Genomic DNA, 12,575 nt, shown 5'->3' on the forward strand with positions numbered 1-12,575 from the left:
CCCTAGGGCAACAGGGGCCGGCGCGCAAGGCCGGCACGCCATAATCCGCGGATGACCCCAGCCAGACCCTCGGGCCCGGACAAGGGTGCGCAGTTGCCACCGCACGCCCCGCTCACCGACTACTACAAGGACGAAGACGAGCGCCACCGCTTCCTGCGCCGCATCTTCGACGACACCGCTGCTGACTACGACCGCATCGAACGTGTGCTCGCGCTGGGCAGCGGGCCGTGGTATCGCCGCCAGGCCCTGGAACGGGCGGGCCTGCAAGCGGGCGCCCAGGTGCTGGACGTGGGCATCGGCACCGGCCTGGTGGCGCGTGAAGCGCTGCACATCATCGGCCCGCAAGGCCAGCTGACCGGCGTGGACCCCAGCGCCGGCATGATGGGCCAGGTGCACCTGCGCGGCGTGAAGCTGGTGCAGGGCCGCGCCGAGAGCCTGCCGCGGCCGGATGCCAGCGCGGATTTCCTCAGCATGGGCTACGCGTTGCGCCACATCAGCGACGTGGCCGCCGCGTTCCGTGAATTCCATCGGGTGCTGCGCCCCGGTGGCCGGCTGCTGGTGCTGGAGATCACCCGGCCCGCCGGCCGCATGGGCATGGCGCTGCTCAAGGGCTACATGCGCGGCGTGGTGCCGCTGATTGCCAGGGTGGTGGCCCGCCGCCAGCACACCAGCGAACTCTGGCGCTACTACTGGGACACCATCGAAGCGTGCATTCCGCCGCAGACCGTGCTGTCCGCCCTGCGCGATGCCGGCTTCCAGAACGTGCAGCGCCACGTCGAGCTGGGCATCTTCTCCGAATACACCGCTTCGAAATCCGCATGAACATCACTGAAGACCGCTGTGACGTGCTCGTCATCGGCGGCGGCCCCGCGGGCGCCACTGCCGCCGCCTTGCTGGCCCAGCAAGGGCGCGACGTGGTGCTGCTCGAAAAGGCCCACCATCCGCGCTTCCACATCGGTGAATCGCTGCTGCCCGCCAACGTGGCGCTGTTCGACCAGCTCGGCCTGCGTGCCGAGCTGGACAAGATCGGCATGCCCAAGTGGGGGGTGGAGTTCGTCTCGCCCAACCACGAGCACTGCAGCTTCCTGGAGTTTGCCGACGCGATGGACAAGTCCATGCCCTATGCATGGCAGGTGCGCCGCTCGGAGATGGACGAGCTGCTGTTCCGCCACGCCGAAAAGCAAGGCGCCCGTGCCATCGAAGGCTGCCGCGTGCGCGACGTGCAGTTCGACGATGACGGCGCCACCGTGCAGGCGGAGCTCGACGACGGGGCCAAGCGCAGCTGGCGTGCGCGCTTCGTGATCGATGCGTCCGGCCGCGACACCTTCCTGGCCAACAAGTTCAAGTCCAAGAAGAAGAACCCCAGGCACAACAGCTCGGCGCTGTTCGGCCACTTCACCAATGCCCAGCGCCTGCCCGGCAAGCTGGAAGGCAACATCACCATCTTCTGGTTCGCACACGGCTGGTTCTGGTTCATTCCGCTGGCCGACGGCACCACCAGCGTGGGCGCGGTGTGCTGGCCGTACTACCTGAAGTCGCGCAACAAGCCGCTGAAGGACTTTTTCGCCGACACGATCGCGATGTGCCCGAAGCTGGCCGAGCGCCTGAAGGACGCCACGCTGGTGGACGACGCGGTGCACGCCACCGGCAACTACTCCTACAACGGCACCCATTGCAGCGGCGAGCGCTACCTGCTGCTGGGCGACGCCTTCGCCTTCGTGGACCCGGTGTTCTCCTCCGGCGTGTACCTGGCGATGCAAAGCGCGTTCGAAGGCGCCAAGGTGGTGGCCGCCTGCCTGGACCAGCCGGCGCAAGCCAAACAAGCCCGCAAGGCCTTCGAACGCATGATGACGCTGGGACCGCGCGAGTTCTCCTGGTTCATCTTCCGCGTCACCAACCCCACGATGCGCGAGTTCTTCATGCATCCGCAGAACCCCTGGCGGGTGCAGGAAGCGCTGCTGTCGCTGCTGGCCGGCGATATCTACGGCAACACGCCGATCTGGGGCCGGCTGCGCGTGCTCAAGGGCATCTACTACCTGATCTCGCTGCGCAACTTCAAGCGCACCTTCAAGGCCTGGATGCAGCGCCGCCAGAACATCCGCGACCTGGGCCCGCTGCAAGGCGAGACGATCGCGGTCGAGGCCAAGTGACCGTGACCCTCCTGCACTCCCTGCCCGCCTTGCGCGTGGCACGCCTCACCCCGCAAGCCTGGTCGCTCGCCAGCGCCGCGCCTGTGCCGCCCCTCGGCGGCCTGGGCTACGGGCCGCTGATCGATGGCGCCGACACGGTGCGCGGCCGCGTGCTGTCGGCCGCCGGCCCGATGGTCGACGCCTGGTCCAGCGCCGGGCCGCTGACGCAGGGCCAGACCGGCCGGGTGCGCTGGCGCCACAACGGCCATTGGCTCTACGGCGCCATCGAACTCGACGAAGCCGTGGAAGGCAAGGACCTGGCCACGTTGTCGCGCCAGGCCTATGCCGACATCTTCGGCACGCTCAAGCACACCGGCTGCAGCCACCTCCAGCGGCTGTGGAACTACCTGCCCGGCATCAACGCCGATGGCGGCGGGCTGGAGCGCTATCGCCAGTTCAACGCCGGCCGCCAGATCGCGTTCTTGGATGCCGGTTATGCGGCGTTCGAAGGCGCGCCGGCCGCCTGCGCCATCGGCACGCGAGGCGGCCCCTTCTGCGTGCGCTTTCTCGCCGGCACCGCGCCGCCGGTGCCGGTGGAGAACCCGCGCCAGGTGTCCGCCTACCACTACCCCAGCACCTATGGCCCGCGTGCGCCCACCTTCTCGCGTGCGGCGCTGGTGCCCGTGCACACCGGCCAGGTGGCGCTGCTGATCTCCGGCACGGCCAGCATCGTGGGCCATGCCAGCGTGCATGCCGGCGACGTGCAGGCCCAGACGCAAGAAACCATCAACAACCTGCAGGCGGTGATCGCTGCGGCACATGAGCGCTGCAGCGCCCGCTTCGACCTGGCCCGGCTGGAGTGCATCGTGTACGTGCGCCATGCCGACCATGCGCCACTGATCCGCGCGGTGTTCGAAGCGGCCGTGGGTGCCGATTCGCCGGCCGCCCGCTCCGCTGTCTACCTGGAGGCGGATATCTGCCGGGCCGACCTGCTGGTGGAGATCGAGGCGCACGGCATCGCCGAGGGCGAGGTGCGCGCATGAAGCGGCTGCTGCCCCTGCTGGCGCTGTCCGCAATGGCCACCCATGCGGCGGAGCTTCCCCTGTGGGAGCTGGGCCTGGGCGCCGGCGTGCTGAACCTGCCGCATTACCGCGGCTCCGACCAGTCCCACACCTGGCTGCTGCCGGTGCCCTACGTGGTGTACCGCGGCCACATCTTCAAGGCCGACCGCGAAGGCGCGCGCGCGGTGCTGTACGAATCGAACCGGCTCAACTTCGACCTGAGCGTGTCGGCCAGCGCGCCCACGCGCAGCGACGACAACGTGGCGCGGCGCGGCATGGCCGACCTGCCGCCCACCTTCGAGGTGGGCCCTAACCTCAACTACACGCTGGCGCGCGACACGCACTGGAAGCTCGACCTGCGCGCCCCGGTGCGCGCGGCCGTCACCTTGCAGTCGCATCCGCGCACCATCGGCTGGACCGCCACGCCCAACATCAACCTCGACCTGCGAGACCTGGGCGGCTGGCACCTCGGGTTGCAGGCCGCGCTGCTGTATGCGGACCGCCGCTACAACGCGCATTTTTATGAAGTGGCGCCGGCCGATGCCCTGCCCGACCGCCCCGCCTACGCCGCGCGCGGTGGCTTCGGCGGCGGCCAGCTGATCGCCGCCACCTCGCGCCGCTTCGGCAACACCTGGGCCGGCGCCTTCGTCAAGTACGACACCCTCAACGGCGCGGTGTTCGCCGACAGCCCGCTGGTGCGCCAGCGTCATCACTGGTCCTTTGGCGTGGCCTTCTCATGGGTGTTCGCAGCTTCGAAGCAGACCGTCCCGTCGGCGGACTGAGGCGCTCGGTGAGCCGCCTGCTCGCGGTGCCGCTGGCACTGGCGCTGTACCTGCACCTGGTGGTGCTGGGGCTGATCTCGCTCGGGTGGAACACGGCCGCCATGCTGCTGTACCCCCTGCTGCCCGCGCGACGCCGCCTGGCCGTGGGACGCGCCGGTATCGCCCACGGCTACGCGGTGTTCTGGCGGCTGGCCGCCTGGACCGGCATGCTGAAGATCGACTCCAGCGCGCTGGACGCCCTGCGCAACGAGCGCGGCATCATCGTCGTGGCCAACCACCCGAGCATGCTGGACGCCCTGATCCTGGTGGCGCGGCTGCCGCGCAGTGCCTGCATCATGAAGGCCGAGCTGATGCGCAACGTGTTCCTCGGCGCGGGCGCCCGGCTGGCAGGCTACATCCGCAATGACTCGGCGCGCGGCATGATCCGCCTGGCCGTGGAGGACCTCAAACACGGCGGCCAGCTGGTGATTTTTCCGGAAGGTACACGCACCACGCAGCAGCCGGTGAACCCCTTCCGCCCTGGCGTGACCTTGATCGCCAAGCTGGCCAACGCGCCCATCCAGACGGTGTTCATCGACACCGACTCGCCCTACCTCGGCAAGGGATGGCCGATCTGGCGCCTGCCACCGCTGCCGATCGTGTTCAAGGTGCGCCTGGGCCAGCGCTTCGCGCCGCAAAAGGACAGTGACGCGCTGCTGGCGGAGATGGAACAGTACTTCGCTGCCGGCGTGAAGCCGCCACGCCGTCCGTCCGCCCCATGAAGTTCGCCTCCACCAGCCACCTCGTCCTGATCCCGAGCTACAACACCGGCCCCAAGGTGTACGACACCGTGCGCGAAGCCCGGGCGCACTGGAACCCGGTGTGGGTGGTGGTGGACGGCAGCACCGATGGCACCGCACAAGGCCTGCAGCGCATGGCGGCCGACGATCCAGGCCTGCGGGTGTGGCTGCTGCCGCACAACCAGGGCAAGGGCTCGGCGGTGCTCCAAGGCCTGAAGGCCGCGCAGGCGGCCGGCTTCACTCATGCGCTCACGATGGACTCCGACGGCCAGCACCCGGCCGCGCTGATCCCGGCGTTCATGCAAGCCTCGATGCAGCGGCCCGACGCCATGATCCTGGGCCGGCCGGTGTTCGATGCGAGTGCGCCGCTGCTGCGTGTGCGCGGCCGGCGGGTGTCCAACTGGTGGACCAACCTGGAAACGCTCGGCGCCGGTGTGGCCGACTCACTCTACGGCTTCCGCGTGTACCCGGTGGCCGGCTTGGCCGCGGTGATGGCGCGCCAGCCGTGGATGCGCCGCTTCGACTTCGACACCGAGGCGGTGGTGCGCCTGGCCTGGCGCGGCGTGAAACCGATCAACGTGGACGCACCGGTCAAGTACCTCACCGCCGAAGAAGGCGGCGTGTCGCACTTCCGTTATGGCCGCGACAACGTGCTGCTGACCTGGATGCACCTGCGGCTGATGCTGGAGTTCTTTGTCCGCCTGCCGGTGCTGCTGGTGCGGCGGCTGCTGGGCAGGCCGCCGTTCCAGGAGTGAGGGCCTGACTACTCCATCACCACCAGGTTGCGGGTCTGCGCATCGGTCGTGATCTCCTTGACCCGGTCGTTGCCGTCGAAGACCACCTGGAATTCGGCAAAGCTGCTGAGCCAGAAGCGCCAGATCTTGGCGTCGAGCTGTGGGTTTTCGCTGCTGACCGGGTACCCTACCGCCATCAGCACCTGCTCGCGCGTCATGCCGGGCATCACACGAGCGCTTTCGATCGCCTTACGCATCTTGGGCGAAAAGCCGGCGATCTTCTTCTTGGGGTCGTCAGCGACGATGTAGCGCTTGGCGAAGGCCGGCATGTCCAGGGTGCGGCTGTAGTCATTGCCGATCGCCTGCTTGCCACCGTCCACGTCGATAAGAACGCGATAGCGGCCATAGCCCGTGGCCGTGACCGGGGTGCCGACGGCAATGATCTTCTTGCCGTTCTCCGCGTAGTTGATGTCGCTGATCCACTTGCCGTCGGTGCGCATGTTGCAGCAGAGAAAGCCTGTCGCGGGCTCAGGCAAGGCTTGTGCGGACACAATGCCAGCAGCGCCCAACATAGAGAGCGCAGCGAAGGCCGCGCGCAGTGGAAATCGAATACTCATCGGACTCTCCCGGGTTGGTTCGTCATTGACGGCCACGCCATTGCCACTCGACCGCTTGCTCCAGAACGTTCATGGTCTCGGGCACCACCTGCTTGCCAACAGCCCGCACGCCGTTGAACACGATCCCCGAGCGAACGAAGCTCGGCTTGCCAGCCACCAGCGTCACTTCCATCTTGCGTTCCGGCGTGGACACGCCGAGCACCGTGTCCTGCATGACCACCGTGTGCGGGCCGGGCGGCAAGTCGAGGCAGCGTGTCTCACCGAAGGCGACAAGACCCATCTCCTTGCCGTCCACCACCAGGGTGCTTCGCCGCGCGACCGGCATGGCGTCTCGGGTCCGGGTGCGGTAGACATTGAGCGCACATGGCGCCTCCGGTTTCTCGCGAAACGTGACGTTCAGCGGGCTGCCGGGCTCGGGCATCACGAAGGCCACGACGTCCGGTTCACCCTCTAACTGAAGCAGCTTTCCCTGAGCGTCGAACACTACGGTGTATCCGCGCTCGCTGCTCACCCAGTACCGCCAACGAGGGGCGTCGAACGACGGGTTTTCGCTGCTCACCGGATAGCCGAGCGCCATCACAACCTGCGCTTTTGTCATGCCCGGTCTGAGCTTTCCGCCGCGAACTGCAGCGGCCGTCTCCGGATCGGCCTGCATCAACTCGCGCGTGGGATCGTCGACCACCACGTAGCGCGCTGCAAACGTCGGTAGATCCAGCGTGCGGCTGTAGTCGTTGCCCAGATCGATCGGCTTGCCGTCAATCTGCAGATGCACCCGCTGGCGCCCGAAGCCGGTGATCTTCACCGGCGTGCCCGCAGGAAGCAGGCTCAGACCCTCGTCCGCATAGGTCATGTCGCTGATCCACTGCCCATCGGTGCGCAGCGTGCAACACAGAAAGCCCTGGACCGGGGCGGTGGCGGCCTGCGCAAGCGCCGACGAGCAGAGTCCTGCCCAGAGCAGAAGAACCAGCCCGCATCCATGCCGCATGATCCGCCTCCGGCTCACACTACCCTCAACGCGGCTTGACGTCGTTGACCAGCTCCTTGGCTATCGCCTGCAGCTGCTTGTCCGTCATGGCGGAGAACACGCCCTGCCAGGCACTGGAGCTGGTGTTGATGGTCTGATCACCGAAGGACTGGCCGGTCTTCAGGTCGAGGAACCGGACTTTTGCATCCACGAACGCGTTACCAGTGAACACCCCTAGGCCGTAGCGCGCGCCCGTGCTGACGTAGCGGTAGTCATTCACGAACACAGAGATCAGGGTGCCTGGCTGTCCGGTGGGTGCAGGCTCGCCCTCCTGCACATTGAAGGAAACCCCGGCAGCGGACGCTTCGGCCGCTACGGCGCCCCGCCATTCGCCGCTGAACGCCGGCCAGTCGGCGGCCCGCACTGCCTTGGCTGCACCCGACAAGTTCAGCACGATGTTCTTGCTCGATTCGGCAGGCACGTTCACGGGCGGGGTGCCGGTCGTGGGGACCTTTACCACGTTGGCCGCGCAGCCGGTCAACGACACCGCTGTGGCCATGAACATGCAACGCAACATCTTCATCGTGTTCTCCCTTGAAAAGGTCGCGCGATTCTATCGACGGCCCTTCGCTTGCCGCCCCCTAGATCAGCTCGATCAGATCATCCCGCCATTGATCGAAATCACCTGCCCCGTGATGTAGCCCGCCTCCTCGCCCGCGAGAAAACCCGCGAGCGCGGCCACTTCCTCCGGCGTGCCGGCGCGCTTGCAGGGCACCATCTGTTCGACCATGGCCTTGTCGAACACCGCATCGGCCATCGGCGAGGCGATCACGCCCGGCGCGATGGCGTTCACGGTCACGCCGCGGCTGGCCACTTCGAGTGACAAGGCCTTGGTGGCGCTGTTGACCGCGCCCTTGGCCGCTGCGTAGTTCACCTGGCCCCGGTTGCCCGCGAGCGCGGCCACCGAGGAGATGTTGATCACCCGGCCCCAGCGGGTGCGCAGCATCGGCAGCAGCAGCGGCTGCGTCACATGGAAGAAGCCGTTGAGCGACACGTCGATCACGCGGTGCCATTGTTCGGCGCGCATGCCGGGGAACACCGCGTCGTCGTGCACGCCGGCGTTGTTGACGATGATCTGCACCGTGCCATCGGCCAGCATCTGCGTGCAGGCCGCACGCGTGGCGTCCGCATCGGTGATGTCGAAGACCACCGGCTCGGCCTGGCCACCCGCCCGGCGGATGGTGTCGGCCAGCGTGGCCACTGCATCGGGGCGGGAGTTGGCATGCAGCAGCACGGTGGCGCCGTCGCGCGCCAGGCGCTGCGCGATCGCGGCGCCGAGTGCGCCGCTGGCGCCGGTGACCAGCGCACGCTTGTTGGCCAAGGTCATGGTGCAGTTGATTCGGAAGGTGGAGCGATCGGCGTGTTGAGCACCACGGTGGCCCGGCCTTCGGCCAGCGGCGCACCGCGTTCGTCGCTCACCACGAAGCGGTAGAGGATCTGGTTCACGTCACCCGCCAGGCGCTCGGCCAGCACCTGCAGCCGGCCCGCCACGTCGTCCAGGCGCGCGGCCGCAAAACGCACACCGCGCACGCTGGCCAGGTAGCCGGGTGCCGGCCCCTCGCCGGCCGGCGCCACCAGGGCACCATGCAGGGCCATCGCCTGGGCGGCGTATTCGATGGCACAGGGCATCAGCAGCCCGCTGGGGGTGCGCAGGGGATTGGCCGGGGCGCGGTGGCTTGTGGTGCTGCAGCGCACCTCGGTGGCACTCCAGCTGTCCAGCCGGTCCAGCAGGCACATGCTGCCCTGGTGGGGTATGCGGGCCGCGATGCCCGCACGCTCCAGCGTGGCGGGTGCGCTCATGCCGGCGTACTGGGCGTCAGATCGACCCGCAGCGCCAGCCCGTCCTGGTACTCCACGGTGCATTGCGCAGCGCCCTGGGCCAGGGCCTGCAGCAGCGACAGGCCACGCGCCGCGGGGATGGCCTGGCGCAACGCCTCCAGGCTGGCGCCCTCGCACGCGGTCGGCGTGCCGGCGTCCAGCTGCAGGCGCAACTGCGCCAGTGCGTTGCCGCCCTGCCCCGCGGGTGCGAGCAACAAGGCGCAGGCAAACGCATCCGGCAGCGGCCGCGCCCCGTTCAAGGGCTCGGGATAGGGTGTGTCGCCGGCCACCAGCAGCACCGGCCGTTGCCACGCCACGCACTGGCTGGCCGCCTCCAGCAAGCCGGCGCCGAAGCTGGCGTCATGCGCACACAGGCTGGTGGACGGGGCACGCGAGGTGGTGGCGATGTGCCAGTAACCCGCCGCCGCGTTGTGCACCGAGTTCGTGAAGCGTGTGGGCGAGACCATGCGCTCGGGCGTGGCCAGCACCTCGCACAAGGCGCTGCAATTGGCGCCGTCGCCGGCCGAGGCGGTGAACACGGTGGCCAGTTGCAGCGTGTCCGCGCCGGCCTGTGCGCAGGCCTGGTCCGCCACCGCGATGCACAGCTTGACGATGGCACCGGCGCGGCGGCGTTCGGCCGGCGGCAGGCGCGCGGGCGGCACCAGCACCGTGGGTGCGGAGTGCCACAGCGCCGGATCGTGCAAGGCGGCGCGCCCCGTGGCCCAGTCGGCAAAACCCGGCCCCTGCAGGCCGATGCCGAGCAGGCTGACGTCCAGCACACCGTTCGCGCGCGGGGCGGTCATGCGGCCGCTCCGAACACCAGGCAGGCGTTGGAGCCGCCAAAGCCGAAGGAATTGCTGGCCACCGCCTTGAGTGTGGCATCGCGTGGCTGGGTGAGGTAGTTCGCCTGCAGCGCGGGGTCGGGCGTACGGCGGTTCAGGCCACCCGGCATCACGCCGTGTTCCAGCGCCAGCAGCGAGATGGCCGCTTCCACGCCCCCCGCGGCACCCAGGGTGTGGCCGGTGGCGCCCTTGGTGGAGCTGCAGGGGATGCGGCCGCCGAACACGGTGCGCACCGCCATGTCCTCGGCCGCATCGTTGTTCGGCGTGGCGGTGCCGTGCAGGTTGAGGTAGTCCACCGCATCGGGCTGCAGGCCGGCCTGGGCCAGCGCACCGGCCATGGCTTCAGCGGCACCGGCCCCTTCGGGATGCGGGCTGCTCATGTGGTGGCCGTCGCTGCTTTCGCCCACGCCCAGCAGCCAGGCGCGCGGCCGCGCCGCGTCCCGCTCCAGCAGCGCAAACGCCGCACCTTCGCCGAGGGACAACCCCTTGCGTTCGGCATCCCAGGGCCGGCACACGTCGGCCGAGAGCAGCTCCAGCGAATTGAAGCCGTAGAGGATGGTCATGCACAGGCTGTCCACGCCACCGACCACCGCGGCGTCGATCACGCCCAGCTCGATCAGGCGGGCGGCATTGCCAAACGCCTTGGCGCTGGACGAACAGGCCGTGGACACCACGAAGGACGGCCCTTCCAGCTGCAGCGCCCGCCGCACGAACGCGGCCACCGAGGCGGTGCTGTGGGTCTGCGCATAGCGAAAGTCGGGCGGCAATGCACCGGTGGCGGGGTCGCGCCGGCGGAAGGCCTGCTCGGTGTTGAGGATGCCGGAGGTGCTGGTGCCCAGGAACACGCCGATGCGGCGCGCGCCATAGCGCTCGCGGGCGCTGGCCACGCTGTCGGCAAAACCGTCCGCCTGCAGGCCGAGCCAGGCAAGGCGGTTGTTGCGGCAGTCGAACGCGGCCAGCTCCTCGGGCAGGTGCTGCGTGTCCACATCGGCCACTTCGCCGATCCAGGTGTCCAGCGTGCAGGTCTCGAAATGCTTGCGTTGCAGGCCGGAACGGCCCTCACGCAGGGCCTGCAGGGTGGGCGCTCGCCCCACGCCGATGGCGCTGGCGGCGGTGTAGTCGGTGATCGCGAGACGGGTCATGAAAGGTCCCCGACCAGCAGCACGTTGGCGAAAGGGGTGCCCTGGCTCATCGGCACGCTGCGCACCTTGAAGCCCAGCCGCTCCAGCAGCCCGACCCAGTCGGCCAAGGGGCGACCGAAGGTGGGCGGCACGCGGTGGCCGCGCACCAGGGTGACCACCCGGTCCACCCACTGGCTGACCGCAAAGCCACGCTTGCTGGCCGCATCACCCACCCGCAGCAGCAGCCGGCCGTGCGGGGCCAGGGCATCGCGCACGCGGGTGAGCACACCCTCCTGGGCGGGATGGTCCACGTAGTGCAGCACGTCGAGGATCACCACCACGTCGCAGGCCGGCAGGTCCACCTTGCACATGTCGCCGCACACGAAGCGGGGCGCATTCGGCAGGCCGCCCACGGCCGCTTCGGCGCGCGCCACGTCGCGCGGCATCAGCTCGATGCCGGTGTAGTGGGCACCTGCCGGTGCGGCCGGCCATGCGGCGGGCCAGCGGCCGCGCGCCTGCATGCCGTCGATGGCGGCCAGCAGGCTGGCCAGCAGCCCCTGGCCGCAGCCAATGTCCACCACACGGGCGCGCACCGGCAGGTCACCGCGCTCCAGCAGCCCGCGGAAGACCGGGTCGCGGCCCAGCTTGCCGCGTGCGAAGTGCCAGGCAAAACGGCCCGCGCTGCGATAGGGCGCGCAGGCGGTGCGATGCAGTTCGCGCCAGGCCTCGTCGGCACTCGGGGTGGACAGCCGGTCGGCAGTGCCCAGGACGACAGGAGGTGTGCTCATGAAACAGCAGGTTGGGCCGTCTGCAGGGCCTGCGGCAGCGTGATGCAGCGCAGGCCGGCCTGGCGGCAGGTGTCAAGCAGGGAGGGCAGCACGTCCAGTACCACCGGCCGCCCACCGGCCGCGCGCGCGGCGTGGCCGTCGTGCAGCAGCAGGATGTCGCCGCCGCGCAGGCCGCCGGTCAGGCGGGCGAGCACGCGGCTGGCGTCCGCCTCGCGGGTGTCGAAGCCACGCCGCGTCCAGCTCACCAGCGTGAGGCCGAGCCGGTGCAGCACCGGGTCGAGAAAGGGGTTGCGCAGGCCGGCCGGGGCGCGGAAGCAGCTGGGGCGCTCGCCGGTGATGTCGCCCAGGACCTGCTGGGCGCGGGCGATCTCGCGTTCGAAGCCGCGGGGGCCCAGCAGCGCGAAGTTGTGGCGGTGGGCATGGCTGTGGTTCTGCACGCTGTGGCCGCGCGCCACGATCTCGCGCGCCAGCGCGGGCTGGGCCGCCGCGCGCTGCGCGATGCAGAAGAAGGTGGCGCGGGCGCCGTGTGCGTCCAGCAGCTCCAGCACCTGGGGCGTGACCTCCGGATCCGGGCCGTCGTCGATGGTGAGCGCCACTTCGCCGCGCGCGGCGCTGGCCGCCGGCAGGCGCACCAGATTGGCACCGAGCCAGCGGCTGCGCGGCCACAGGCCGGCGGCGGTGAGCACCGCATGGTTGAGCGCCACGCCGGCCACCGCCCACGACCAGGCCTGCGGCTCCACCGCCGCCACGCCGGCGGCCAGCGCATGCACGCCCACGCTGGCGCGCAGCAGCGGCGGCATGGTCCAGGAAGTGGCGTTCAGGGCGGGGGCCGGTCTCATGCGAAGCGAGGGATCAGCGCCCGGGCGGGCGCGCGACGGCA

15 protein-coding genes are annotated in these 12,575 nt (G+C 69.5%); 6 read left to right on the top strand and 9 right to left on the bottom strand.

What is annotated here, in order from left to right:
• The first annotated feature begins 51 nt into the window (after positions 1-51).
• Genes VPH43_RS03955 through VPH43_RS03980 form a run of 6 tightly spaced genes read left to right on the top strand, consistent with a single transcriptional unit; the run spans position 52 to position 5,506 of the window.
• A complete protein-coding gene (locus VPH43_RS03955; RefSeq protein WP_328576356.1) occupies positions 52-822 on the top strand; it encodes a class I SAM-dependent methyltransferase in 771 nt (256 codons plus the stop codon).
• Positions 819-2,150 carry an NAD(P)/FAD-dependent oxidoreductase gene (locus tag VPH43_RS03960; RefSeq protein ID WP_328576357.1) on the top strand — a complete coding sequence of 444 codons (1,332 nt, stop codon included), beginning with the start codon at positions 819-821 and terminating at the stop codon, positions 2,148-2,150. Before VPH43_RS03955 ends, VPH43_RS03960 begins: the two co-directional genes overlap by 4 nt.
• Positions 2,147-3,172: a chorismate transformation enzyme, FkbO/Hyg5 family gene (locus VPH43_RS03965; RefSeq protein ID WP_328576358.1), complete on the top strand. Its 1,026-nt coding sequence runs from the start codon at positions 2,147-2,149 to the stop codon at positions 3,170-3,172. The genes VPH43_RS03960 and VPH43_RS03965 overlap by 4 nt, the downstream gene beginning before the upstream one ends.
• Entirely contained in the window at positions 3,169-3,972 is an 804-nt protein-coding gene (locus VPH43_RS03970) for a MipA/OmpV family protein (RefSeq protein WP_328576359.1), read from the top strand. The genes VPH43_RS03965 and VPH43_RS03970 overlap by 4 nt, the downstream gene beginning before the upstream one ends.
• Before the next feature lie 8 nt (positions 3,973-3,980).
• Positions 3,981-4,733 carry a lysophospholipid acyltransferase family protein gene (locus tag VPH43_RS03975; protein WP_328576360.1) on the top strand — a complete coding sequence of 251 codons (753 nt, stop codon included), beginning with the start codon at positions 3,981-3,983 and terminating at the stop codon, positions 4,731-4,733.
• Positions 4,730-5,506 (top strand): glycosyltransferase family 2 protein, encoded by a 777-nt coding sequence (locus VPH43_RS03980; protein WP_328576361.1) that lies wholly within the window; start codon positions 4,730-4,732, stop codon positions 5,504-5,506. The genes VPH43_RS03975 and VPH43_RS03980 overlap by 4 nt, the downstream gene beginning before the upstream one ends.
• Before the next feature lie 8 nt (positions 5,507-5,514).
• On the opposite strand, the gene VPH43_RS03985 is transcribed toward VPH43_RS03980, so the two are convergent.
• From VPH43_RS03985 to VPH43_RS04025, 9 genes are all read right to left on the bottom strand, one after another.
• Positions 5,515-6,138, bottom strand: coding sequence for a hypothetical protein (locus VPH43_RS03985; RefSeq protein ID WP_328576362.1), 624 nt, complete (start codon positions 6,136-6,138; stop codon positions 5,515-5,517).
• Positions 6,125-6,952, bottom strand: coding sequence for an outer membrane protein assembly factor BamE domain-containing protein (gene bamE, locus VPH43_RS03990; protein WP_328576363.1), 828 nt, complete (start codon positions 6,950-6,952; stop codon positions 6,125-6,127). Before bamE ends, VPH43_RS03985 begins: the two co-directional genes overlap by 14 nt.
• A gap of 160 nt (positions 6,953-7,112) precedes the next feature.
• Positions 7,113-7,649 (bottom strand): hypothetical protein, encoded by a 537-nt coding sequence (locus tag VPH43_RS03995; RefSeq protein ID WP_328576364.1) that lies wholly within the window; start codon positions 7,647-7,649, stop codon positions 7,113-7,115.
• Positions 7,650-7,721: 72 nt separating this feature from the next.
• Positions 7,722-8,453: a 3-oxoacyl-ACP reductase FabG gene (gene fabG / locus VPH43_RS04000; RefSeq protein WP_328576365.1), complete on the bottom strand. Its 732-nt coding sequence runs from the start codon at positions 8,451-8,453 to the stop codon at positions 7,722-7,724.
• Positions 8,450-8,926: a hydroxymyristoyl-ACP dehydratase gene (locus VPH43_RS04005; protein ID WP_328576366.1), complete on the bottom strand. Its 477-nt coding sequence runs from the start codon at positions 8,924-8,926 to the stop codon at positions 8,450-8,452. Before VPH43_RS04005 ends, fabG begins: the two co-directional genes overlap by 4 nt.
• On the bottom strand, positions 8,923-9,747 hold the full coding sequence (locus VPH43_RS04010) for a beta-ketoacyl synthase chain length factor (protein ID WP_328576367.1): 825 nt from the start codon (positions 9,745-9,747) through the stop codon (positions 8,923-8,925). The genes VPH43_RS04005 and VPH43_RS04010 overlap by 4 nt, the downstream gene beginning before the upstream one ends.
• On the bottom strand, positions 9,744-10,928 hold the full coding sequence (locus VPH43_RS04015; RefSeq protein WP_328576368.1) for a beta-ketoacyl-[acyl-carrier-protein] synthase family protein: 1,185 nt from the start codon (positions 10,926-10,928) through the stop codon (positions 9,744-9,746). The genes VPH43_RS04010 and VPH43_RS04015 overlap by 4 nt, the downstream gene beginning before the upstream one ends.
• A complete protein-coding gene (locus VPH43_RS04020; RefSeq protein ID WP_328576369.1) occupies positions 10,925-11,695 on the bottom strand; it encodes a class I SAM-dependent methyltransferase in 771 nt (256 codons plus the stop codon). Before VPH43_RS04020 ends, VPH43_RS04015 begins: the two co-directional genes overlap by 4 nt.
• Positions 11,692-12,534, bottom strand: coding sequence for a polysaccharide deacetylase family protein (locus VPH43_RS04025; protein WP_328576370.1), 843 nt, complete (start codon positions 12,532-12,534; stop codon positions 11,692-11,694). Before VPH43_RS04025 ends, VPH43_RS04020 begins: the two co-directional genes overlap by 4 nt.
• Positions 12,535-12,575: the final 41 nt, after the last annotated feature.

Origin of the sequence: Ideonella sp. BN130291 (assembly GCF_036231905.1) — a bacterium.
Classification (GTDB): domain Bacteria; phylum Pseudomonadota; class Gammaproteobacteria; order Burkholderiales; family Burkholderiaceae_C; genus CAMLIZ01.